The organism is Caballeronia concitans, from assembly GCF_001544615.1.
In the GTDB taxonomy this organism is placed as follows: Bacteria; Pseudomonadota; Gammaproteobacteria; order Burkholderiales; family Burkholderiaceae; genus Caballeronia; species Caballeronia concitans.
Window position 1 is genome coordinate 16,744 of sequence record NZ_FCNV02000021.1, and the last position, 20,907, is coordinate 37,650.

Consider the following 20,907-nt stretch of genomic DNA (forward strand, 5'->3'; position numbering starts at 1 on the left):
ACCCTCTATACAAACCGGAAGTCGGCCCTAAAAGCGGACCCTCTCTCATATAAATAACTGCCTGCCCGGATTGGCCCGTTTTTGCCCGCTACCTATAGGTGGAGCGGGCAAAAACGGACCGGATGCCAATTGGCCAGAAGGACCGAAAACGGGCAAACCGGGCAAATCCGGACCAAGCCAGCCTGTCGTCGGGGTGATACACGCCTACATTGCCCCGTCGCGCAGAGCTCTTGTTTCCAGCTGCGGACAAAAAATTCCCCGCTGGCATTGATTTTTCTGCCCCCGGCATACCAGCTTGAACACCGAAACGGGTCCCATCGCGTCGCGTGGTAGCGGACAGGGCCCCGAAAAATTTTAAAAATTTCTAGCTGTGATGCTCTGTTAAGGGCGGCTCTCTCATAGAGATTGGCAAAGTTCGCCGGCAGCATCAGCGAGGAGCGTGCCATCGATTCCGCATACAGGTATCGCGCGCCCGCGCGTAGCTATTCAGGCGCTCCAGCCCACTACTGCACTTTCTGGCAGTTGCCTAGACGCAACGAGCGCTAGCGTCATCGTTGACTCCTTTCGCACTCAACTCAGATAATCAACTCATTTACTCAACTCAGAGGCTGCCATGATTGTTCTAGTCGGTGCAGAAAAAGGGGGCGTGGGGAAATCCACCATCGCCAGCAATCTAGCCGTTCATTTAGCGCATAACGGCGTAGACGTGGTGCTGCTGGATACGGACGGGCAAGCGACGTGCGCCCGTTTCATCGAGCGCCGCGACGAAGCCGGCATAACTCCCCCCGTTCCGTGCGTCCAGCGCACGGGCGACGTGGCCGCCACGCTACGAGACTTGGCGCGCCGCTATCAAGTCATCGTGGTGGATGCAGGGGGCCGGGATTCGCGCGAAATGCGTTCGGCGATGGCGGTTGCCAATCTGCTGTTAGTGCCGACGCGTGCCAGTCAAGCCGACCTGGAAACGCTGCCTAAGGTTAATGAGTTGATCGCCCTCGCACGCGGGCTGAACCCTGAATTGAAGGCGTCGGCGGTGTTGTCGATGGCTCCATCGAACCCGGTGATTCGTGAAGTGGAAGACGCCCGCGAACTGATGGCACAGTTCGACCAACTGGAGCTGGCCGATACCATCATTCGCGACCGCAAGGCTTATCGGGATGCACTGCTTAGTGGGCAAGGAGTGGTGGAACGGGACAACTCCCAGGCGCGCGCCGAAATCCAATTGCTGGCTCAGGAATTCTTCGAGCTAGAGCCATCAATCTGAGTTGATGATTAACTCATTGGAGTTGAGTGAATGAGTAAATTTAAGATTTCCAGCAACACAACCCGCACGGAAAAGCCAGCCACGCGCGAAGAATTCGTTTCCGGTGCCGCCCTCGTTCAATCGCAGGCCGGCACGCGACCGCCTAAGCCGGTTCGCCTCAATCTTGACCTAGACCCTGAATTGCATCGGCAGCTTAAATTGCGTGCCGTCGAAAACGGAATGACCATCGCGCAGCTGGTGCGCGGGCTGATCGCGCAGGAGATCGGCTAGACCGTGGCCCACCAAAAGTCGTGACGCCAAGCTGAAGCCTTCTTTCTAACCCGAAGGGGGGCTTTGATGTACCAGTGCACAACAGCAGGACGGTGGGTAAAGTTAGTGCAGCTTTTTGCCGATGTATCCGGCATTGGCGACGACGCCCAGGCATGGGCGCAATGTGACTAGAAGTGCAGCGAAGCGCGGCGCTGTGAATGGATCGCTGCGTGTCCGCTCGATGATTTGAACGACAACGAAGAAGAGAGCAACAATGAAAAAAACACTACGGGGAATGGTGGTGCTGGTGGGGTTGACCGTGTTCGGGGTGGCGCAAGGGGCAAACTGGGTGATGTTGTCAGCGCAAAGCAATGTGAGCACATACCTGATTGATACGGACTCAATCGTTAAGGGGCAAAACGACACAGTACGCGCCTGGATTCAGGAGCGCCCGAAAGTCATCCCAATGAAGCTCTCAAATGGGGTGGCCTATGACGATCATAAGTATCTCACCCTGGTCTACTGCAAGACCCGCATGAATTCCGTTGGGCCGTCCTATTGGTACTTAGTTGGAAACCCCGTTTTCACAATGGGCGGTTATTCAGAACCATCCGAGGTTATCCCTGATTCAATGGGTGAAGCCATTTGGACGACGCTGTGCCGCCCGGGAACGTAAGCGCCCAATCTTGCGTTGCAGCATGCCCGCCAGCGGCAGGCGCCATAGGTGAAACGCTAACACGCCCCTTTCATCCGCCCTGGGTGGCGGGGTTTTTGTGCGGGCGGCGCACGCAATGTAGGTAGGATGATCGCGTTTTCCTCTCAACCAGAACGAGAAGCCATGGACTATTTAGAGCGCGCATATCACGAGCCTTGGGACTTCAATCCGGCCGTTCATAGCGAGCCACCATCCTCGTTCGACAGCACCCCGACTCACGACACCAGCACGCCAGCAGCAACCCACTCTTCAACAGGTGCCGCTGGCGGTTTCATCAACAACAATCCGGAACTCGTTGCTGTCGTGATCGCGGCAGCGGTGCCGCTCGTTGTCCAAGCAAGCATATGGGGCTTTCGGCGCGCCAGTGAATGGTTGCGTCAAAGTGACGCCTGACTCTCATTGAGGATCGCTACCAGACCGGGAAAATACACGTCACAGCGTTCCTCGTGAGAGGTTGCGCTCCGGTTCGGGCAGTCGTTAGCCCCGCGCCTAAGTCCGTCGGAGGAAAGTCCGGGCCGCGGCGGGCCACGAGTCGCGCGAGTTGATACCGGGTCGCCGTTCGCAGCGCGAGCATACATCGAGTGACTCGCGCTGCGGCCACGTCTTCAAGGGCCACGCTTTCTAGTCCGGTCATAGCAACCGGCCCTGCGGATCGCGTTCGAACGTGAAACGGACAGCCTTCACCTTGCGACCCGCCTTGATCGGCTCCCATTCGATGATCCAGCCGTCTTTCGCGTTGAGTTCCGCAACGGCCGGCTCGATGATGCGTCGCTTGATATTGTTGAAGTTCTCGCGCTGCTTCTCAGTGGCATCCATCGCGGTAGCAAAGTCGTCGATGTCGTACTCGGCCCATCCGGTCGACTTGAAACGCGTCAGCAGCTCGAGCAGCCGCCAGGAATAGATCGATCGCAGCGCAGACGCCTGCTGAAGCTGATAGGTCGTGAACTGTCCCTTCAACGCAGTTAAATGGGGCAGCAAGTCAGGCCACCAATGAAGTTCCACCCATCCTTCACCGACTTGGTATTTCACGATCCCCACCCAACGCATTTGAACCTTCGTCGGTGGAAGTGGGGCGCCGTTGCGACGATGCGCGGCCTCATAAAAAGTGATCGATCTACTGTAGAGCGTCTTGGCCGCAGCCTGAAGCTGCTCGTATGCGGTATTGGGGTCGACGTGGAACGTCTCCGCGTACTCGGTAGCCGTGATCCGGGTAATGGGCGTCTCACCGCCTTGTGGAGCTCGACGGCTATCCAGTTTGCTGACCGCCGCGGCAACGATGCGCTTTTCGGCCAAAGTCAGTCCCTGTCCCGCTCGCGTAAGGGCGTTGCTCATAGAGATCCATCGATCGCCGGCCGGTCGGTTAAGGCCAAGCAAGTAATTCGCTGTCTTCGCTACATTGCTGCTCACATCTTCCTCCGCGTCGTGCGGAGACTCTGACGCAATCGCCCCATTGCGTCAATAAAATCTCATGACGCAATTACCCGAAACTTGACGCAATACAGAGATCAGTACAGTTACTTTCCTGCCCGCCTGCCTGTGTCCGGCGTTTGGGCATACATATGGCCATCCATACCTCATGCGATGCCTTAATTCCTTGGTTCCTTGGTTCCTTGATTCCTTGATTCCAAGCTTGCTTGGAAGGTTGCTTGCAAGCAAGAAACCAAGTTCCCAAGAAGAGGGCCGCGGTTGCTTGTGGATAGCGCCCGGAAAAAGACGCACAGACCCGGAAAAAGACGTAGTTGACCCGGAAAAAGACGCAATAGCATCCTTCAAAGCCTTGCGGGGTAAGGCTCACAGCCTCTTATAAACAAGAAAAAACTATCTAAAAACCTTCACGCCAAGGCAACCCGGAAAAAGACGCAGTTCATGGCTCCCCTAGGTACATGTGAGCTTGTGCCCTGCCGTGCATAGGCGCGGGAATTAAATGATATCTTTGCACCCTATAGTACTTTTGATGTATGATTTCTTCCGTGGAGCGCATACGCTGGTGTCCTCTCAGGAGGTAGCGCCCATGCCGCCAACTCATGTTTTCATGAGCTGGCCTCCGCCAAAGGTGGACATACCCAAGAGGCCCAGCATTATTCTTAAAGCCCGCTTTCGAGCGGGCTTTTTCATTTCTGCTGCTTGTCGTTCTCAGTATCGCCATCATCAGCCGAGAAGTTTTGCAAGAAATCCTCGCGGTGCTTGAACCACTCCGCAACTAGGGCGGGTAACTTCAACGAACCAGTCCACCTCAGGTTCTCAGGCTTGCTCTGCCTATAGTGGTAACTGGTCACGCTAAGCCTAAGCGCGACAGGACTCCCAGCTTTAGAACGATCAAACGTAAACAACACGTACCATCCGCGCCACTTTTGGGTAGTCGTAGCATCGTGAATATGGATGTAGTTTCCCTTGTCGAGCTTGTAACAAGAGCTACCACCTTGCTCAATAAGCGTCCGCATACGCTCGGGAAGAGCTAACGATGTTTGGTAGCGCCGGGGGCAAAAATCACGATGCCCTGTGTGGTCCGTCATAAAGTAAAGTGGGCTATCCATGCGAACCGTGCTCCGCTTCCCGTCGGTGTAGCAGTGAGGCGAAAAAATTACTACGGTAGGAACACGATAGCGCTTGCCCTGGACGGTCACCGACATGACAGAGCTAATCGGCTGCATATGGTCGAAGGTGTAAGTTCTACCGTCTGGGCTCTCGAATGGTGGATATGGCGCAGCCATCGTGGAATCGAAGAAGGAAAACTTGCTACTCTACCCGATGACAGATGGCAATTCGGATTACACGCAACAGCTCTAACCAGCGGCGTGCTTTCCTACGCTGAGCGCCGACGCTTTGCCATTACGCTAGACGTGACATCGGAGTGAGCTCGTAGATCGCATGCACGTTCGAGGGTCCGCCGGGCAAGTTGCAGCACCGGATGTGAGCTTCCCCTTGACCGCGAGGCTGCTCATGAACGAGACGGTAGAAGACCTGCCCCACACGGCGACGAACATCATGGGGCAACGACTCCCACTGCACCGCGTGTTCCGAATCGGTCTTGCATAGATCGCGAAGCGTTCCAATGCGATGCTCCCGCAAAGCACGCAACTAGGCGAGCAGGCGCTCGGCGACGGTAGTAGCTTCAAAGGAACGACAAGTCGGGGAAAAATGGGAAATTGGTTCGATGGGCATAGCGCCTCCCAATGGTGTGATGAAGGACGCCACCAAGAAATATCAGGTGGCTTGCTATATAAGAAGCATGGCCCGAAAAACTACACCGATTGTCCCTTGTGTAAACGACTGTTACACCAAACGGTCACAAAAGTCTTCTGGCAACGCAAATCGGCAAGAACGTCTGGCTCGATCGAAGGGTTCAGCGCCCGATGTAGCGGACCAGCTTTGGTGCCACCGCTCGTACACGTATTGCCTGGCTTGGCAGGGCTCGACAGTGTCATGATGGTAGACAAGATCATTAACAGGACACGGAAGATGACCTTAACACTGCCGCCGGAGAAAGCCAGCGCGCCGATCACTACCATCGACTCGGCCCCGAATGAAGCGACGCTTAAGCCTAGTACTTCTGGCATGACGCCGAGGATGCTCATGTGGCTAAAGAAAATCGAACAATGGGACTGGCTGACGCAAAAGCATTTAACACATGTGGTGCTTCTCCATAGCGACGCCGCACACGCGGACTTCTTGAAGCCCAATGAATATCGAACGCGCATGCTGAGGCGAGCAGCTGACGAAGCCACGCGCGAATTACCTGACGAATTCCAGCCTCTTGTTATGGCTGAGGCGAACAAAGGCCTTTTTTGCAGGGCTGATCAGGGTCGCTTTGCCGACTACTTCGAAGAACTTCTGCCGTATGACGAGGAACGTCAGATACTTTTCGGAGATGACGCCTCGAATACACACGAGGATTGATGTTCGACTCAGCAAAGAGCAGCGTGAACGGCCCCGCCAGTACTGCAAACCTAGGCGGGCTTGCGGATCGTCCAGCACATTCCGACGATCACCGTTCATCGGTGAGTATAGAAGAGGAACGGCCCCCGGCCGGACTTCGGACGTAGCCGGGATTGCTGGCGGTCGCAGTGATATTCCCGACCTCCGCCGTTCGAATGTCAGTATACAGCGGCCCCGCCAGTACCACGAGCTTAGGCGAGGTGAAGGAACTACGCCGTTCACTCCCGAGTTCCGCCGCACAAAGCATTATGATGGGAGCTTATTGCCGTGAGCGAGTGGCAGTACTTACTATTCTTCGTGACGGTTGCAAAGCCAACTGAGAAAAGCGAAACCGTACCAGATTGCGGCCGCAATGGCGCCGCCAATCCAAGCGCCAACACCAGTGCCATATTCTTTGATCCATGGCAGGCTGATAAAGCCCCAAAGGATGAGTTGGGCGAGGAGTTTGTAGTCTGCGGCTGTCTTTTCCCTTTTCATTTCTGGTCTCTATTTAGTTTTGCAATCGTTCTACGGCATCAGCCAGTTCTGGTCTGTGGTGTCTAGCACGAAGCAGGGTTTCGCTGTGAGCGTGTCAATGCGAAAGCCGGTTCGTGCCACGTCCGGTTTTGCACGTTTTCGGGGATTTCGGGCAAATCCAAAATCACAAGAAAATCAGACGCGCCACAGCCAGTCGCCCTTCGCGCCCAAGATGCCTCTTGCCACTAGGCCCTTCACGGCGTCTTTGGCTCGCTCCTTCTTCTTCCTTGGCTGATCGCACAGCATCCGTTCGGCCACGAGCGCAATGGCCTCATCGAGGCGGATGCAAGGTCGATCTTCCGGCGCGCCATCCTTCCCGGTCTCGAAAGAATTGCGCAGCGGCTCGGCCAAGGTGTCGAGCGCGATCTTTTGATTACCACCAGAAGGCAGCTTCGTCCGTTTCACCGCCTGCACCGATTCATCCGGCACAATCACGCAGCTCGTGATGGAATCGCCACAGTCATCGTCGCCGAGCTCCACGATGAGCAGCTTGAATGGGTGAGCAGCGCCGGTCTCATCGTCCTTCGACTTGGCCACGATCCACTCGCGACGGCTGTCGGTCGCGTTCACTTCGATGGCACCATCGAGCGCTGCATGCAGGCTCGAATGCCCGCGCAGGCCCTTCGTGGCGTCCTTGCCCGTGTGATGGACGAGCAGGACCAAGCCGCCGAGCAGGCTCTGCAGGCGCTTGGCAGCGGCAATGATGTTGCCCATATCCACGGACGAGTTTTCGTCCGCGCCGGGCGCAGCGCGGTTCAGCGTGTCCAGCACAACCATGCCGCCAGCACCTCCAGCGCTTTCGATCAAGTGAGCAAGCTCGGCCACGCCTGCGTCGTCGAGCAAGTCGAAAGGCGCGGTCATGAAGCGCAGATCGTCAGGCAACGGCTTTTCATGGTGGGTGGCCCACGCTTTGACGCGCTTGCCCATGCCAGCGTCGCCTTCCAAGGCGCAGTAAGTTACCGGGCATTGCGTGACGCGACGTCCGAACCATTCGGCATCGCCACCCGACACGGCGGCAGCAACGTCGAGCATCAGAAACGATTTTCCGCTTCCGCTCGGACCAAACAGCGCGGCCAGACCTTCGAGCGGCAACATCCCGCGCACCAGCCACTTCATCGGCGGCGCATTCGCCAAGTCGGCAGCAGAGCGCAGAGGAAAGCGCACAGTCGCAGGACTCTGCGCAGCTCCAGACGGCGGGTCGATGGTCTGACGGTCTTTCCTTGCCTTGCGCGCTTCCCGTGCCCACTGAATCAGGGTTCCGATCGTTGCGACGTTCCTCGCACGGCCGAAGCTTTCCCATTCCTTTTCGCATAGGCCAGGCTGATACATCAGCTCGCCGTCATCTTTCACGCGCTCGTCGTTTGCTGACCAGGAATCCCACAATTCGAGCCATTCGTCGTTGCCGCAGCCTTGGTGATGCAGGATCATGCCGAGCTTCAGCCAACGATTGCGATCCCATTCCGCCGCGTTTGGATCGAGGTGAGACAGCAGCTCGTGCTGGACGCGCTTCAGGGACCAACGCAGATCGGGCTGCTTCATCTCCAACATGCTGAAATTGTCATCGTTGCACGCTTCAGCTTCAGTCGGCGTCACCACTTCGGAGCTGGGACTCACCAAGTAATAGTCGGGGTTGAAGTAGCCGCCCCCGCGATGCGCCCAAGACTTGTATTCAGCTCCCTGGTTTTGTACGGGCACATACATGGCGCGTTCGGCTTGCGCCGAACCAGGATCGAGCTTCGCTCCAAAAAACGAAGCGATGTCGGGCGTCACCGCGAGGCGTTCTTCACGGGCCATATCGCGTCCGCTGGGAACGATAATCCGCAGGCGCGGCGCGTCCGGCGTATGGGATCGCGTGGTATGTGCTACGTAATCGAAGGGCGCGAGCACAGCGCCCCGCTCGAGAGCGGCATACAGCTCGACCGTATCATCGTCAAAATCGAGAACCACTGCCGAGCTGTACTTGAGAGCATCACGGGTGCGCTTGTCCCCGTCGAAAGCACCCCATGCGATGAACGGATCGCGCTGCTTTGCTTCGTTGCGCTCCGCTTTGCCCAGCGCCATGAAGTCGCTGTGCGGAACCGGGTTTTGCATCGGCTTCGAGACAAACGCTTCGAGCGTGGCGAAGCTGATCGGCTTCGTAGGGCGGACAATGCCGAGGTTTCCTTTACCGGTAGACGCCGACAAGAGGCGCTCTTCAAGGACTTGGGGAGTTTGGCTTGCTACCATGGTTTTTGTAAACGTAAGTTATCCTTAACGGCTTACCGCCTGTTTTCGCGCAGACGGTTGGAGCTTTCTTTTAGTTGCCGAGCATGAAAAAGATGTCAGGATTGAATGTCGCGCCGAGCGCGGACGGCGGATAGTAGACGCCAGTGCTGACCGCTGCAGAAGAACGGCGCACGGGCTTCAGACCCCATCCCTCGAATTCCAATGCGACAGTGTCCGCAATGCCCAGGTAGTCGAGGAGAGAAGTCACACGCTGTGAGAGGGGGATATCGATGGACAAAGGCGGCACTCCGCGCGGCGCGTTCTCACGCCACGCATACGAGAAACGGAATGGGTCGAGCCAGCGAGACTTTGCCCAGATCGTGTCGAGGACTTCGAACAGTTCGCGCGGGGTATTGTAGAAATCAAGCATGAGGTGGTCAGCCGAAACCTGCGTCATGCCGCACCTCCCGTCAGGCGCTCGACGGAATCGGCGGGCCACATGAGGCGGCCGTTCGGCAGCTTCACCGGGTGCAAGCAAAAGTACGCGCCGGTCTGGTAGTAACGCTTGCGGATGGAGTGCGGGCGAAGCGCGAGACTCGCCGCGAGTTCTTCGGTGGAAATGAGCTTGCGCTGAGGCTCGCTCGACATGGTTCGGTTCGTCATAAGGTCTCCAAGCATGAAACAGGGTTTCACGTCACAGGAGTCCGGGGCTTCGATGTGGAATGCACTATCTATCGACCGGGCTGGCTGCGAATCGCTTAGCTGCAACCTTATTTCTGAATGGCCAACGTTCCTATAGCTACGTCGCCTACGGTATCTTACCGACGCTTATCGACGGCAACCGTCGGACCGGTTTCGCGGCGGCGAAGACGAGCATCTAAGGCGTCTCTGGTCAACATGCCCTTCCTGTTTTGCGTGTCAGTGTATTCCAGCCCTTTTTCAGTGACGGTTCCGGAAAAAGGGTGTACCTCAGCCAGCGCCATCTCTCTCAACACCAGGAAAACCGCCGCTTTAGAAGCGCCCCTTCCCGCTTTCTCAATCGCCTGATCAATCGGGGCGTCCAGAATACCTCGGCGCTCTTTAGGGCGAGGCGTTACCGCTGTCATCGCACTGGCAGCGATTGCTTCGCCCGCAGTATTGGCCGTCTTGCTCGGCAGGGTAATGCCCATCTGCTGGCACCAGGCGTCCAAATCCACGCGCTGTACGATCGTCGCCATTGGGTTGATAGCGCCAAGGTAGTTTCCCCTTTGGTAGTCAACCACTTCCCAGTGGACAATCGGCTCAGCCAGCAAATCGCCGCTCTCGATGGCTTCGATGAGCAACGTAGACCACTGCCCCTCGTCGTGTCCACTAACGGCGAGCAGGCATGCTGCTTCTTCAACGGTCAGTTGTTTCCGCAGTTGCAGCAAGCCAACGTCTTTCATCATTTCTCCAGTGTCAGTTTTAGGTTATCGCAACAAAGCCTGCCATTGAGTCGTCGCCTTGATGACGGCGTTAATGATCGTAGGAAGCGTGGTGTATATCAGCACGCAGAACATCAGAAGCATAAAACCGATCGCAAATCTGGCAAGCAGCAACATCCAATCGTCTGCGCCCCACTTACCTTGTGCCTTCCGCAAGTCTTCCGCTGCGCGTTCGGCCGCGCGTGCTTTGAACCAGCGCTCGTTGTCCTCGCGCATTTGCCGCACGGTGTCCTGCATCTGGTCGACGGTCTCGCGTGACCGCTGCAAGCGCTCTTCGTCGGTCAGCATGTTGGCCTCACAGAAGACTGGGCAGATCGTGAAAGAGCTGGCCCCACTCGTGAGCCGCTTTGATCAGAACACGAATGATCGTCGGCCCAAGAAAGTACACATAGACCACCCCGAGCGTCCCGATCCACCCGCGAAACATCCACTTGGATCGGCGCAACTTGCGTTCGCTTTCGCGTCTGTACGCTTCCTCCTGTGCCCGCACTGCCGCTCGTTCCGCTTCCCACTTGGCTTCCCGGCGCTCCCTCTCTACACGCAGTTCGGCCTCTTTGTCTTCCATCATTGCGCCCATTGCAGCCTCCCGTTGGTTCCCTAAATGGTAGCGCCCAACGCCGGCCGGCTGGGGATTTGACATTTATTTGCATAATGTCGAAGATTTATTTTGGTATCGCGGTCAGACTCGCTTTGGTATCGACGATCGATACAATGGCTGAGCGGTGGTCGTCGGACCGCGCTGGACGATCCGCAAGCCCGTCTAGGCGTGCAGTAGTGATGGGGCCGCACATACTTCCTACGGTAATGCCATCGCGCAACTCACCGTTGCGGCCAGATATGGACCTGGGCTACGCTTTCGTCCATGAAACGACACCAAGCCTTCAAGTTCGAGCTTCGCCCGAATGGCGCACAAGTCCGCTTGCTGCGGCAGTTCGCCGGCACTTGTCGTTTCGTCTATAACAAGGCGCTTGCGTTGCAGAATGAGCGGTTCGAGCGCGGCGAGAAGCGGCTGACTTTTGGTCAAATGGGGTTGATGCTGACTCAGTGGCGGGCCGACAAAACGATCCCGTGGCTTAAGGCGGGCGGCACTGCGCAAACGCAACAGCAGGCGCTCAAGAATTTGGAAGCCGCCTTTGTGAACTTCTTCTTGAAGCGCGCTGATTGCCCGCGCTTCAAGAAGAAGGGCGACGGCGATAGCGTCCGGTTCCCCCAGCACTTCAAGATCGACCACCAAAATGGGCGTGTGTGGCTGGTCAAGCTCGGCTGGATGCGCTATCGAAACAGTCAATCAATCGTCGGGACCGTCAAGAGCGTCACGGTATCGTTGCGAGCCGGGAAATGGTTTGCGTCCATCCTAGCCGAGCGTGAGGTGGAGATTCCGCTGCCGGAATCGCGAAGCGCTGTCGGTATCGACCTCGGTGTCACCACCTTCGCGGCGCTGAGCACGGGCCAGACAATCGCGCCGCTCAATAGTTACAAGAAACATCAAGATGCGCTTGCGAAGGCTCAGCGTCGCATGGATCGCAAAGTGTTAAACAGCCGCAACTGGAGAAAGGAAAAGGCGCGTGTATCGAAGCTGAACGCTCGGATCGCGAACGTTCGTCGTGACTTTCTCAACAAGGCGTCGACTGCCATCAGCAAAAAACACGCAATGGTGTGCGTCGAAGACCTGAAGGTGAAAAACATGACCAGGTCGGCTTCCGGTACGGTTGACGCGCCGGGGAAAAGCATTCGCCAGAAGTCGAGTTTGAATCGCGTAATTCTGGACCAGGGCTGGTGCACGTTCCGACGCATGCTTGAGTACAAGGTGTTTTGGAATGGCGGAATCTTCATTGCCGTACCACCGAAGTACACGAGCCAGACCTGTCCCGCGTGTGGACATGTCGCTGCGATCAACCGAAGCAAACAGCAGTTCGCATGTGTGGAATGTAGCTATCACAATCACGCCGATGTTGTTGGCGCGATGAACGTTTTAAGGGCGGGGCACGCCCAGTTAGCCTGCCGAGTGAACGGTGCAGCAATTCCGTCAGCAACAGGAACCCATCGAAGCGACCTTGCCATTTCATGGCCGGGCGCAGTAGAAGTCGCCGAAAGCCGATGGATGTCACGAGGACGATATTCCTCCTAGCGACGAGGACGCCAAGAGGATGATATTCCGTCGCGACGGATGCCACGACTTGTTGTTTGCCATTGGTGTAGCGACGGATGCCACGGACGCCGGATAACGACTACGCGACGGGCGCCAAATGTTGTTGTAGAGGGCAAAAAAAAAAAAGCCGGCCACGCGGGCCAGTAGCGCCAATATGCGCCGTGGGGCGTGCCGCAGATCGCGAGCGGGTTTCGCCACCCATGCGGGGTACAGAGCCAGCACCGCGAGAGGGGGCAACGCCAGACGTGCGGTTTCACTCGATGTCTGCCGTGAACCCCATGCAGGGTTCGTGTTCTTCCGAGCCACCACCCGCGCGCAGCTGCTGTTCATTCGCCGCGAACTGCGTCCCGCAAGGCTGGGTGAACCGCTGGCAATCCGTCTTTCCGGGATTGCTGGCAATATGACGGCGATGAGGGCCCCAGCCTTCGATTAAGCAGTTCTTCATTGAACTGCACTGGTGCTCCTTCTTGTTGTTGGTTATGAAAGGGGCTGCGACACATCAAGTATAAGGAACCGGTATTTGCGCCGCGAACGATTTCACGACTCCCTACAAAGGGTCGTTTTTTTGGCGCGGGTGATCCTCTCGCCGCCAATCGACCAGGATCATGAGTGATCCCAGCGGAGTCGATGCCCCGCTCTTCACTCAAGCGTTCAAGCAGCCCTCAGTTCCGCCGATACGCTTGCGACGGTCGCGCGGCTAGTGTCGAGATGCGAGACGATCCACGACCAGCTAAGGCCCTTTTGCAGAGCGTCAGCAATCGCACGACGCTTCTCAATGTCAACCGGACGACCCCTGAACTTGCCTTCGTCTTTCGCTTTAGCGATGCCTTCGGCCTGACGGCGGCGGCGGTCTTCGTAGTCTTTGCGTGCAACTGCCGCGAGCATGTCGAGCAGCATCGAGTTGATGGCGGCAAGCATGCGGCCTGTGAATGCGTCAGTCGCCCCCGAAGCGAGTGCCGCATGTGACGTAGGCAGATCGAGCGCCACAATCACGATGCCCTTCTCGTCGATCTTGCGGCGAAGGGTTTTCCAATCGTCTTCATTCAGTCGTGCAAGCCGGTCAACCTGTTCGAGCAAAAGCACGTCCCCAGCCTTCGCGCGTTCGATCAGCTTGAACAGTTCCGGGCGTTTCAGAGTGGCACCGCTTTCGTTTTCGACAAACTCCGCGGCGACGCGCTCCCCATGCTCTTCCGCGAACTTTTCGAGGGCTGCGCGTGCGCGCGCGGCGTCTTGCTCTTTCGTCGATGCACGCAGGTAGGTGAACACATGGCGCTTAGTGCTTTTCGGCATCTCTAACCTGTCGGTCTGGTTTAACTGGTTTTGATTATGCGGTCTGATATAAGTACAGTAAAGGGGTTTTATGTACCGATATGAGAGGTGCCGCACCGGTCTGCTTGAGGCATAGCCTAATTTGACTGTCAGGCGGCCCCGGTGACAGTGTCAGAATAAAGACCAAGCGGGCAAAGGCAAACGGGTCGGATACGTGCGCGTCAGCTCAGCGGATCAGAACACCGAACGGCAGCTTGATGGCGTTGAGATCGACAACGAATTTACGGACAAGGCGAGCGGCAAAGACACGAACCGCCCAAAGCTGAAAGAAGCCCTCGAATTTCTGCGCGATGGCGATACCCTCGTCGTCCATTCGATGGACCGTATCGCCCGCAATACGGAGGACTTGTTGCGCCTGGTGCGCGAGCTGAACGCGAAGCACATCAAAGTTGAGTTCGTGAAAGAGCGGCTTGAGTTCACCGGGCAAAACGATGATCCAATGGAGCAACTCATGATGACGATGCTGGGTGCGTTCGCTCAGTTCGAGCGGGCGCTAATCCGAGAGCGCCAGCGCGAAGGGATCGAGTTGGCGAAAGCCAAGGGCGTCTACAAGGGCCGTAAGCCGGCATTGACCGCCGAACAGGTCGGGCGGTTGAAGGCGCGCGTCGAAGCCGGGGAAACCAAGTCCGCCGTCGCTAAGGCGTTTGGGATTAGCCGGGAAACGCTGCACCAATATATGCGGACCAACTAAACACCTGCATAATAGGAAAACTGTTCGTCGCCACACACAGAGAATTGGTCCGAAAGCACTAGCCTCTACGCACTGCGCTAAGACGGTGAGGATGCGGATGCAAGCGAAACTGAAGAAAGGCGATCGAGTGAAGCACGCGACAAGACCCGAATGGGGAGTCGGAGAAGTTCTCGCCGATCAATCGGCCGATCGCGTTCGTATCATGTTCGAAGTCGAGGGGTTGAAAGAACTCGATCCAACAAGGGCGAGCTTCACGAACGTGACGGGCGATGAGGCGCAGTCGGTCCGTCTGACGGAACGTGTTGCTCACCAGTTGGCTCCAGTCAAAGGAACGGCATTGAAGGCAAGGAAGCCGCCCACGATCCTTTCCCTTGAGAAAGCCTCCGAAAACTTTCTCAAATATTTTCCGAAAGGATTCAACGATCCCGATTACCTTTCCGGGCGACGAAGCGAGCGGGATTACAAAGACTCGGCCGTTACCCTGCTGCACGAACGTCTTGAAAAGAAAGTGCTCACCGAATTGCTCGAAGCCCATGCATTCAATGAAATATGCGACCGAGCGAAGGCGGTCATCAACAAGACCAATTTAATTCACCAGCAGGAAAAGATCGCGTTGGGGAATGGTTTGTCGCGCGATGGTGGACAACAGGTGTTCGCTGAAGCGCTCAACGATCTCCTTAACGGCCTTGAATCCGAGCAACACCGGTTCGAGCGTTTTAGCAAAATGCTCGACAAGGTCGGCGCAGCGAAGTGGCCTATCGCAACATATTTCCTTTTCATCGGCTTTCCGAAGACACATGCCTTCCTTAAGCCCGAAGCCACCAAGTTTGCGGCCGATATGCTTCGGATCGATATCAACTATCGGCCCGAGCTGAACTGGCTTACCTATCGCTGCGTCCAGACGCTCTTCGAGACGCTGAAGGCCAGATTGATCAAGGATGGCCGCGCGGAACTCGTCCCGCGAGACATGATCGACGTGCAATCATTTATCTGGGTCACCGCCCCCACTTATGCGGAAAGCTAAGCAGCGCCGTTTTCCTTCCTTCGCTGTCTTCGTGGCCTCCGATGACCCGCACGGAAGCCGTCGTCCCGCACAGACCAAGGACCGCCGGCGGCACTCAGAACTGCATGTGCCGTGACGGTAGCCGAACCATCCGCTTCAACAGCCCAAAGTTCCGGGCACTGCCGTTCGACTTTGCAATAAAAACGCTCATCGCGACGAGCCTGGCTTTCAGACCGCTGGGCAAAAAACCTATAAAGGAACAAAGACATGGTCAATCCCTCGTTCCACTGGCGGCACTACGCCTCACCAAAGCAACGAAGTCAGGCGCTTTGGGTCCAATTTCAGGCATGTTTTGTTGACGCACTCAAGGCGACTGACCCGTGCTCTTTTTCCTGGGCTTGGGAGTCGGCGGCAAACAGGACGAGTTTCTATCAAAACGGCATTCTCCCAAAGGTCGCGCAGTGCCTTGGTCTTATTGACGTGTACGAGTTGTTTCGCGTCGACTCAACGTTTTGCGTCGGGCAGAGCGCGGCGGAAAAGGCGACGCTCGTGCCCATCATTCATGTCGAGTCGGAGAACAACACACCAAGCGCAGGGCACGAAGTCAGGAAGCTCTGTGCGCTTACGTCACGCCTGAAGGTTCTGATTGTGTGCGACGAGTGGTCCTGCGCGTGGTCGCATGGTGGCCATGCATCACGTTATCTCGCCGAGTGGCGCGATCTTGTTCGCAACCACAATCTGTATCATCCGGACGATTGCGAGGTGGGCGTCATTGTCGCCGAGCGCCGTGACGATGGCACGTCCGCAGAGAAAATCTATTTCTATGCGACTGTTATCACCGACCCTGTACCGCAGGGGTAAGCGCGTCTTCATTACCGTGTAGATTTCGTCGTTGAGTTTGGCTACTTTGGTGCCCACCAAATGAATGGTGGACGCAACAGTGGACAGCTCTCCTCAATCCAAACGGCCGAAGCGGCCCAATTTTTCTGTCGAGTTCAAGCGGCAGATCGTCGAGGCGACGCTCAAGCCGGGTGCGTCGGCCGCGCTCATCGCTCGCGAGCACGACATCAACGCCAATCTGCTGTTCAAATGGCGTCGTCATTATCTTGCCGGCGATTTCGGCATGCCCGACGTCACGCTGCCAGAGGCGCCTGTGCTCAACTGGCTACCAGTGGCAGTGGCTGAGTCTTCACCGGAAGTACCGGCGTGCCCAGCGTCGGACAGCGCGAGCATGTACGAGGTCGAATGTGGCGACGTCCGTCTACGCCTGAGCGCGGATACGCCCATCGCAACCCTGATCAAGATCATGCGGGGCCTTGCCCGATGAGCCTGCTGATGCTGCCGTCCGCCGTTGGCCTGCCGTCCGGGTCCCGCGTTTGGCTGGCCGCGGGAGTCACCGACATGCGGGCCGGGTTCAACAGTCTCGCCGCCAAGGTGCAGACCGTGCTCGAACGGGATCCGTTCTGCGGGCACATCTTCGTGTTTCGCGGCAAACGCGGCGACCTGCTCAAAGTGCTGTGGTGGAGCGGCGATGGCATGTGCCTGCTGATGAAGCGACTCGAGAAGGGGCGCTTCGTATGGCCGCAGGCCGACGGTGGCGTTATTTGCCTGAGCCCGGCGCAACTGTCGATGCTGCTGGAAGGCATCGACTGGCGGCAACCGACGAGAACGGCACGACCGACCTCGGCGTTGTAAACGTCGTTGCGGGCGCGTAAACTGCCTGCATGACGCGCGCGAGCCCACTTCCCGACGATGTCGAAACGCTGAAGGCCATGCTGCTCAGCCAGGAAGCGACGCTGCGCGAGCGCGACGCACAAGTGCTCAAACTGCAGGAAACTGTCGACTCGCAACAAGCTGCGTTGGCTTCACGCATCGCCGAAGTCGAACACCTCAAGCTGCTCATTGCCAAGCTGCGCCGCATGCAGTTCGGCCGCAAGTCGGAGAAACTGGACCATCAGATCGAGCAACTCGAACTGCGCCTCGAAGAACTTGAGGCCGACGAAGGCGCGACGCCGGTCGAAATCCCTAGGACGCCGCGCGCGGCCGTGGAACAAGCGCCGCGCAAGCCACTGCCTGAACATCTGCCGCGCGAGCTCCGGACGCACTTGCCCGAATCTGCCGGGAAGTGCTCCGATTGCGGTGGCGAGATGAAGCTGCTGGGCGAAGATGTTGCCGAACAACTCGAGTACGTACCGGCAAGCTTCCGGGTTATCCGTCATGTGCGCCCGAAGTTTGCGTGCGTGTGTTGCGACAACATCTCACAGGCCCCCGCACCCAGTCGTCCTATCGAACGCGGTCTCGCCGGCCCAGGGCTGCTGGCACACGTGCTGGTCTCGAAGTTCGCAGACCATGTGCCGCTTTACCGGCAGTCGGTGATGTACGCGCGAGAAGGCGTCGAGCTTGATCGCTCGCTGCTTGCGAAGTGGGTCGGTCACGCTTCGACGCTGCTGCAGCCGCTCGTTGAAACGCTGCGTCGACACGTGATGTCGGCGACGAAACTCCACGCCGACGACACGCCGGTTCCAGTGCTGGCACCGGGTAACGGCAAGACGAAGACCGGTCGCTTGTGGGTGTACGTGCGCGATGATCGTACATCGGCCGATATGACGCCGCCCGCGGTGTGGTTCGCCTATACGCCAGATCGCAAGGGTATCCATCCGCGACAGCATCTCAAGTCATTCGACGGCACGCTGCAAGCCGATGCATACGGCGGCTACCAGGCCATCTACGAAACCGGGCGCGTCACAGAGGCGGCCTGTTGGGCGCACGCTCGACGTCAGTTCTATGAACTGCACGCAGCGCGCCCGAATGCGTTGAACACCGAGGCGCTTGCGCGTATCGGCGCACTATACAGGATTGAGGAAACGATCAGGGGCAAGCCGCCCGACCAGCGCCGTGCGCATCGCCAGGAGCATGCGCGACCGCTACTCGATCAATTCCACGCGTGGCTCACAACGACGCTGGAGACGCTCTCGCGCAAATCGGATACGAGCCGGGCGATCCTCTATGCGCTGAACCGGTGGGAAGCGCTCACACGCTATTGCGATGACGGCCAGCTCGAAATCGATAACCTGCCAGTCGAGCGCGCGCTACGCGGGGTGGCCATCGGTCGACGCAACTATCTGTTCGCTGGAGCAGACTCCGGCGGCGAACGTGCCGCCGCGATCTACAGCCTCATTGGCACCGCAAAACTCAACGGCATCGATCCAGAGGCGTATCTGCGCTTCGTGCTCGCGCGCATCGCGGGGCATGCGATCAACCGCATCGATGAACTCACACCGTGGGTCGTCGCCGATCAGATCCGCACCGCGCTCTAAAGATCTCAGTCTCCAGTCAAGACGTCGCTGGAGCCACGCTTACGCTTTTCTGATAGTTCTTTGTTTTGCTCATCGATAGTTTTCAGCACGCGTAGCCTCCTTATTATGCTCATCAATGCTACGGCGAGTCGACCTGATGTCCGGAATTGGCCGGGTCGAGGCGGTGCGGCCCGCGATGTGCTCGCTGAATAGCGGTCATTGTACGAGGGCCGATAAGGTCTGGTCCAACTGAACTGGACGACGACTTCGACCATCCCTTCACGGCCCGCTTGCGGTAGCGCCGGCGGCGATCGGCTTTGCGGACAACGGTCATTGAGCCAAGGCGGACGGGCCCCCCGATTGCCGACTGGATGACCACCTGGACCGTCCGTTCACGGGCGCGTGCGGCCCGATTGTTCGTCCCTAGCCGACCCGAAGCTAACTCTCAGCTGAATTCTGCGAACGACTCTACCCCTTCCAAAGCGGCCATTCTTGGTCGTTTGACAAACCGTATGTCGGCTGACGCCGAAAAGTGAACGAATCAATTATTTCTCGGCGCGCCATATCTAAAGGGGCACGATACCTTCTTCATCGAATTGTCTCGCTAAGTGATTGATTTTCGCCGGGGCGACTTCGGTCTCGGTGAAGAGTCTGTAGATGACGGTCAGCGGCGCATTCAAACTTTATACACGAAAGTTGGCCGCCTCTTACCGACGGACGTGGCCAGAATTTTTCCTTCCTTGACCGTTAAATTGAGAATTGCCTGTGTGGCGAGGCGCGTCACCTCAGTCGGCTCGGTTGGTGTCAGCGTGCATCTATGAGTTACCTAGCGAATTGATATCCTTTCGGAGTTGACATAGTACGTCGGGTGCTTGCTTGCCTTGATTGCGCAAGTCCTCAATAACGACTCCAACAATCGAACTGATATCTTCGGGACCGATGATTCCAGCGACGTCTGGTTGTGCGTCCGCCTGCCCAGTAGTTTTGTATGAGCCGGCCTGCGGAGGTGATGGTGTCGCGAGCCCAGCAAATGCCAATGCAACGATCTTTTTCATCGCCGATTGCGAAACCATGTTCGCGCCTTGCGGTATAGAGGTTGAAGCAATACGCGCCACGCAGAAGGGCACGAAACGCTTGTCTGTAGAGTCAATCGGCTCGAAGCAGGCGATCAACGATCTAGGTGCGGCAGAGCCAATCGAGCAAATGATACAGAGGCTAAATATCAACGATGCTTGATAGCGATTTTTGGGCATATTTTCACCTCGTGTTGAGTTTAGTGACCGGCAGCCGCCGCTGGAAGCGGCGGAGGGAATATGGCTACCAAGACCCAGTCGGTGGGAAAAAACTGTGTAACCGTGACGTTGCCACTGCCGCTCAGGAAGGGGCGAAAAACGTGCGGATCCGGCACAGATATGTCGCCGCTTACCACGGTCGAAGGGTTCAAGGTTATCGGCCGCGAGGTACTGTCCGTTAGAGCGTCCCGCGCATTCTGCTCACTGACAGTGCTGCCCTTGGCGCTGACCATACGCCAGTTCCATGTTCCTATTTCATCAATGGATAACTGCGGGTACTGTTGAGCAACTGCTTGGCGAAGGTCCGCAACGCAGCTGTCTGAACTAGCTCGAGCGCAAACCGTCACGATCGCGTTGGACTGCGGCTCTATATGTAATGTCACATCAGGCGTCGTTGGTGAAGGAAGTGACGTTGAAACGACTGTGCAAACGTCCAAGCTCAGCGTTTTGAGCAATTTTCCACCTTCGTCTTTACCTTCGAGCTTCGTGTATCCGCCAAGAAAAGGCGTCCCACTGGCTCGCGCGTTCGCCGAGATCAAAGTGGAATCGAGCTTTCGAAGCGCTTGTTGTAGTGTGGCAGCGTACTTATCGAGCGAATCTGCGTCACTACTTCTAATCTGCGTCTGCGCACACCAAGTGTTCCTTGGCGGAATCGAAACGCTTACGACAGAGATATTCGGTTGCGCAAACGATATCACCATCCAAGATGCGAAAATGATCATGAAGAGAAGCTTTTTCCAAGTATCCATCGATCGCAGTTTCGTTGTATGGGATAGTAGGCGTATGTCCACGAGCCCACCGA

The 20,907-nt window shown here is 57.2% G+C and carries 25 protein-coding genes; 12 read left to right on the forward strand and 13 right to left on the reverse strand.

Annotated elements, in window-relative coordinates; genetic code table 11:
- Positions 1-613: 613 nt before the first annotated feature.
- From AWB72_RS27110 to AWB72_RS28690, 4 genes are all read left to right on the forward strand, one after another.
- The gene (locus AWB72_RS27110) at positions 614-1,261 is read left to right on the forward strand and encodes a division plane positioning ATPase MipZ (RefSeq protein WP_087129008.1); all 648 of its coding nucleotides are present in this window, start codon (positions 614-616) and stop codon (positions 1,259-1,261) included.
- Between the two features lie 30 nt (positions 1,262-1,291).
- Positions 1,292-1,531: a type II toxin-antitoxin system HicB family antitoxin gene (locus AWB72_RS27115; RefSeq protein WP_087129010.1), complete on the forward strand. Its 240-nt coding sequence runs from the start codon at positions 1,292-1,294 to the stop codon at positions 1,529-1,531.
- Between the two features lie 253 nt (positions 1,532-1,784).
- Positions 1,785-2,186 carry a surface-adhesin E family protein gene (locus tag AWB72_RS27120; RefSeq protein WP_087129011.1) on the forward strand — a complete coding sequence of 134 codons (402 nt, stop codon included), beginning with the start codon at positions 1,785-1,787 and terminating at the stop codon, positions 2,184-2,186.
- 162 nt (positions 2,187-2,348) lie between these two features.
- Positions 2,349-2,618: a hypothetical protein gene (locus AWB72_RS28690; protein ID WP_143754693.1), complete on the forward strand. Its 270-nt coding sequence runs from the start codon at positions 2,349-2,351 to the stop codon at positions 2,616-2,618.
- Between the two features lie 237 nt (positions 2,619-2,855).
- On the opposite strand, the gene AWB72_RS27125 is transcribed toward AWB72_RS28690, so the two are convergent.
- Together AWB72_RS27125 and AWB72_RS27130 are read right to left on the reverse strand one after the other, a co-directional pair.
- Positions 2,856-3,557 (reverse strand): replication initiation protein, encoded by a 702-nt coding sequence (locus AWB72_RS27125; protein WP_244285771.1) that lies wholly within the window; start codon positions 3,555-3,557, stop codon positions 2,856-2,858.
- A 779-nt stretch (positions 3,558-4,336) separates the two neighbouring features.
- Positions 4,337-4,936, reverse strand: a complete 600-nt coding sequence (locus tag AWB72_RS27130; RefSeq protein ID WP_510183655.1) for a YjaZ family protein — start codon at positions 4,934-4,936, stop codon at positions 4,337-4,339.
- 748 nt (positions 4,937-5,684) lie between these two features.
- Here AWB72_RS27130 and AWB72_RS27135 point away from each other — a divergent pair.
- Entirely contained in the window at positions 5,685-6,122 is a 438-nt protein-coding gene (locus AWB72_RS27135; protein ID WP_143754695.1) for a hypothetical protein, read from the forward strand.
- 327 nt (positions 6,123-6,449) lie between these two features.
- Here AWB72_RS27135 and AWB72_RS27140 read toward each other — a convergent pair whose 3' ends face one another.
- The 7 genes from AWB72_RS27140 to AWB72_RS27170 all read right to left on the reverse strand — a co-directional run bounded on the left by AWB72_RS27140 (position 6,450) and on the right by AWB72_RS27170 (position 10,922).
- Positions 6,450-6,638 carry a hypothetical protein gene (locus AWB72_RS27140; protein WP_087129018.1) on the reverse strand — a complete coding sequence of 63 codons (189 nt, stop codon included), beginning with the start codon at positions 6,636-6,638 and terminating at the stop codon, positions 6,450-6,452.
- Between the two features lie 174 nt (positions 6,639-6,812).
- Positions 6,813-8,903, reverse strand: coding sequence for an AAA family ATPase (locus tag AWB72_RS27145; protein WP_087129019.1), 2,091 nt, complete (start codon positions 8,901-8,903; stop codon positions 6,813-6,815).
- 70 nt (positions 8,904-8,973) lie between these two features.
- Positions 8,974-9,339: a hypothetical protein gene (locus AWB72_RS27150; protein ID WP_087129021.1), complete on the reverse strand. Its 366-nt coding sequence runs from the start codon at positions 9,337-9,339 to the stop codon at positions 8,974-8,976.
- Complete coding sequence (locus AWB72_RS27155) at positions 9,336-9,545, reverse strand: DNA-binding protein (protein WP_087129023.1); 210 nt, start codon at positions 9,543-9,545, stop codon at positions 9,336-9,338. The genes AWB72_RS27150 and AWB72_RS27155 overlap by 4 nt, the downstream gene beginning before the upstream one ends.
- Positions 9,546-9,700: 155 nt before the next feature.
- Entirely contained in the window at positions 9,701-10,309 is a 609-nt protein-coding gene (locus AWB72_RS27160) for a hypothetical protein (protein ID WP_087129024.1), read from the reverse strand.
- A gap of 21 nt (positions 10,310-10,330) precedes the next feature.
- Positions 10,331-10,633: a hypothetical protein gene (locus AWB72_RS27165; protein WP_087129026.1), complete on the reverse strand. Its 303-nt coding sequence runs from the start codon at positions 10,631-10,633 to the stop codon at positions 10,331-10,333.
- 7 nt (positions 10,634-10,640) lie between these two features.
- Entirely contained in the window at positions 10,641-10,922 is a 282-nt protein-coding gene (locus AWB72_RS27170; RefSeq protein ID WP_143754696.1) for a hypothetical protein, read from the reverse strand.
- A gap of 285 nt (positions 10,923-11,207) precedes the next feature.
- Here AWB72_RS27170 and AWB72_RS27175 point away from each other — a divergent pair, with 285 nt between their 5' ends.
- Entirely contained in the window at positions 11,208-12,473 is a 1,266-nt protein-coding gene (locus AWB72_RS27175; RefSeq protein WP_087129029.1) for an RNA-guided endonuclease InsQ/TnpB family protein, read from the forward strand.
- Between the two features lie 274 nt (positions 12,474-12,747).
- Here the strand turns inward: AWB72_RS27175 and AWB72_RS29010 are convergent, their stop codons facing one another.
- The gene (locus tag AWB72_RS29010; protein WP_087129031.1) at positions 12,748-12,939 is read right to left on the reverse strand and encodes a hypothetical protein; all 192 of its coding nucleotides are present in this window, start codon (positions 12,937-12,939) and stop codon (positions 12,748-12,750) included.
- Between the two features lie 206 nt (positions 12,940-13,145).
- Complete coding sequence (locus AWB72_RS27185) at positions 13,146-13,784, reverse strand: recombinase family protein (protein ID WP_087129032.1); 639 nt, start codon at positions 13,782-13,784, stop codon at positions 13,146-13,148.
- A 193-nt stretch (positions 13,785-13,977) separates the two neighbouring features.
- Here AWB72_RS27185 and AWB72_RS27190 point away from each other — a divergent pair, with 193 nt between their 5' ends.
- The 6 genes from AWB72_RS27190 (at position 13,978) to tnpC (ending at position 18,834) form a co-directional block, all read left to right on the forward strand.
- A complete protein-coding gene (locus AWB72_RS27190; RefSeq protein WP_087129034.1) occupies positions 13,978-14,514 on the forward strand; it encodes a recombinase family protein in 537 nt (178 codons plus the stop codon).
- Between the two features lie 97 nt (positions 14,515-14,611).
- Positions 14,612-15,538 (forward strand): DUF3553 domain-containing protein, encoded by a 927-nt coding sequence (locus tag AWB72_RS27195; RefSeq protein WP_159459413.1) that lies wholly within the window; start codon positions 14,612-14,614, stop codon positions 15,536-15,538.
- A gap of 246 nt (positions 15,539-15,784) precedes the next feature.
- Complete coding sequence (locus AWB72_RS28695; RefSeq protein ID WP_143754697.1) at positions 15,785-16,378, forward strand: hypothetical protein; 594 nt, start codon at positions 15,785-15,787, stop codon at positions 16,376-16,378.
- Positions 16,379-16,457: 79 nt separating this feature from the next.
- Positions 16,458-16,844, forward strand: a complete 387-nt coding sequence (tnpA, locus tag AWB72_RS27205) for an IS66-like element accessory protein TnpA (protein ID WP_244285770.1) — start codon at positions 16,458-16,460, stop codon at positions 16,842-16,844.
- Positions 16,841-17,212 (forward strand): IS66 family insertion sequence element accessory protein TnpB, encoded by a 372-nt coding sequence (tnpB, locus tag AWB72_RS27210; RefSeq protein ID WP_241269968.1) that lies wholly within the window; start codon positions 16,841-16,843, stop codon positions 17,210-17,212. Before tnpA ends, tnpB begins: the two co-directional genes overlap by 4 nt.
- Positions 17,213-17,241: 29 nt before the next feature.
- Entirely contained in the window at positions 17,242-18,834 is a 1,593-nt protein-coding gene (gene tnpC, locus AWB72_RS27215) for an IS66 family transposase (protein WP_087129006.1), read from the forward strand.
- A 794-nt stretch (positions 18,835-19,628) separates the two neighbouring features.
- On the opposite strand, the gene AWB72_RS28700 is transcribed toward tnpC, so the two are convergent.
- Positions 19,629-20,066, reverse strand: a complete 438-nt coding sequence (locus tag AWB72_RS28700) for a hypothetical protein (RefSeq protein WP_143754698.1) — start codon at positions 20,064-20,066, stop codon at positions 19,629-19,631.
- Between the two features lie 20 nt (positions 20,067-20,086).
- Complete coding sequence (locus AWB72_RS28705; protein ID WP_143754699.1) at positions 20,087-20,854, reverse strand: hypothetical protein; 768 nt, start codon at positions 20,852-20,854, stop codon at positions 20,087-20,089.
- Positions 20,855-20,907: the final 53 nt, after the last annotated feature.

What these genes read in the sequence shown, in the direction of transcription:
- AWB72_RS27110 (WP_087129008.1), top strand. Translation starts at nt 614, where the DNA reads ATGATTGTTCTAGTCGGTGCAGAAAAAGGGGGCGTGGGGAAATCCACC.
- AWB72_RS27115 (WP_087129010.1), top strand. Translation starts at nt 1,292, where the DNA reads ATGAGTAAATTTAAGATTTCCAGCAACACAACCCGCACGGAAAAGCCA.
- AWB72_RS27120 (WP_087129011.1), top strand. Translation starts at nt 1,785, where the DNA reads ATGAAAAAAACACTACGGGGAATGGTGGTGCTGGTGGGGTTGACCGTG.
- AWB72_RS28690 (WP_143754693.1), top strand. Translation starts at nt 2,349, where the DNA reads ATGGACTATTTAGAGCGCGCATATCACGAGCCTTGGGACTTCAATCCG.
- AWB72_RS27125 (WP_244285771.1), bottom strand. Translation starts at nt 3,557, where the DNA reads ATGAGCAACGCCCTTACGCGAGCGGGACAGGGACTGACTTTGGCCGAA.
- AWB72_RS27130 (WP_510183655.1), bottom strand. Translation starts at nt 4,936, where the DNA reads ATGGCTGCGCCATATCCACCATTCGAGAGCCCAGACGGTAGAACTTAC.
- AWB72_RS27135 (WP_143754695.1), top strand. Translation starts at nt 5,685, where the DNA reads ATGACCTTAACACTGCCGCCGGAGAAAGCCAGCGCGCCGATCACTACC.
- AWB72_RS27140 (WP_087129018.1), bottom strand. Translation starts at nt 6,638, where the DNA reads ATGAAAAGGGAAAAGACAGCCGCAGACTACAAACTCCTCGCCCAACTC.
- AWB72_RS27145 (WP_087129019.1), bottom strand. Translation starts at nt 8,903, where the DNA reads ATGGTAGCAAGCCAAACTCCCCAAGTCCTTGAAGAGCGCCTCTTGTCG.
- AWB72_RS27150 (WP_087129021.1), bottom strand. Translation starts at nt 9,339, where the DNA reads ATGACGCAGGTTTCGGCTGACCACCTCATGCTTGATTTCTACAATACC.
- AWB72_RS27155 (WP_087129023.1), bottom strand. Translation starts at nt 9,545, where the DNA reads ATGACGAACCGAACCATGTCGAGCGAGCCTCAGCGCAAGCTCATTTCC.
- AWB72_RS27160 (WP_087129024.1), bottom strand. Translation starts at nt 10,309, where the DNA reads ATGATGAAAGACGTTGGCTTGCTGCAACTGCGGAAACAACTGACCGTT.
- AWB72_RS27165 (WP_087129026.1), bottom strand. Translation starts at nt 10,633, where the DNA reads ATGCTGACCGACGAAGAGCGCTTGCAGCGGTCACGCGAGACCGTCGAC.
- AWB72_RS27170 (WP_143754696.1), bottom strand. Translation starts at nt 10,922, where the DNA reads ATGGGCGCAATGATGGAAGACAAAGAGGCCGAACTGCGTGTAGAGAGG.
- AWB72_RS27175 (WP_087129029.1), top strand. Translation starts at nt 11,208, where the DNA reads ATGAAACGACACCAAGCCTTCAAGTTCGAGCTTCGCCCGAATGGCGCA.
- AWB72_RS29010 (WP_087129031.1), bottom strand. Translation starts at nt 12,939, where the DNA reads ATGAAGAACTGCTTAATCGAAGGCTGGGGCCCTCATCGCCGTCATATT.
- AWB72_RS27185 (WP_087129032.1), bottom strand. Translation starts at nt 13,784, where the DNA reads ATGCCGAAAAGCACTAAGCGCCATGTGTTCACCTACCTGCGTGCATCG.
- AWB72_RS27195 (WP_159459413.1), top strand. Translation starts at nt 14,612, where the DNA reads ATGCAAGCGAAACTGAAGAAAGGCGATCGAGTGAAGCACGCGACAAGA.
- AWB72_RS28695 (WP_143754697.1), top strand. Translation starts at nt 15,785, where the DNA reads ATGGTCAATCCCTCGTTCCACTGGCGGCACTACGCCTCACCAAAGCAA.
- tnpB (WP_241269968.1), top strand. Translation starts at nt 16,841, where the DNA reads ATGAGCCTGCTGATGCTGCCGTCCGCCGTTGGCCTGCCGTCCGGGTCC.
- tnpC (WP_087129006.1), top strand. Translation starts at nt 17,242, where the DNA reads ATGACGCGCGCGAGCCCACTTCCCGACGATGTCGAAACGCTGAAGGCC.
- AWB72_RS28700 (WP_143754698.1), bottom strand. Translation starts at nt 20,066, where the DNA reads ATGCCCAAAAATCGCTATCAAGCATCGTTGATATTTAGCCTCTGTATC.
- AWB72_RS28705 (WP_143754699.1), bottom strand. Translation starts at nt 20,854, where the DNA reads ATGGATACTTGGAAAAAGCTTCTCTTCATGATCATTTTCGCATCTTGG.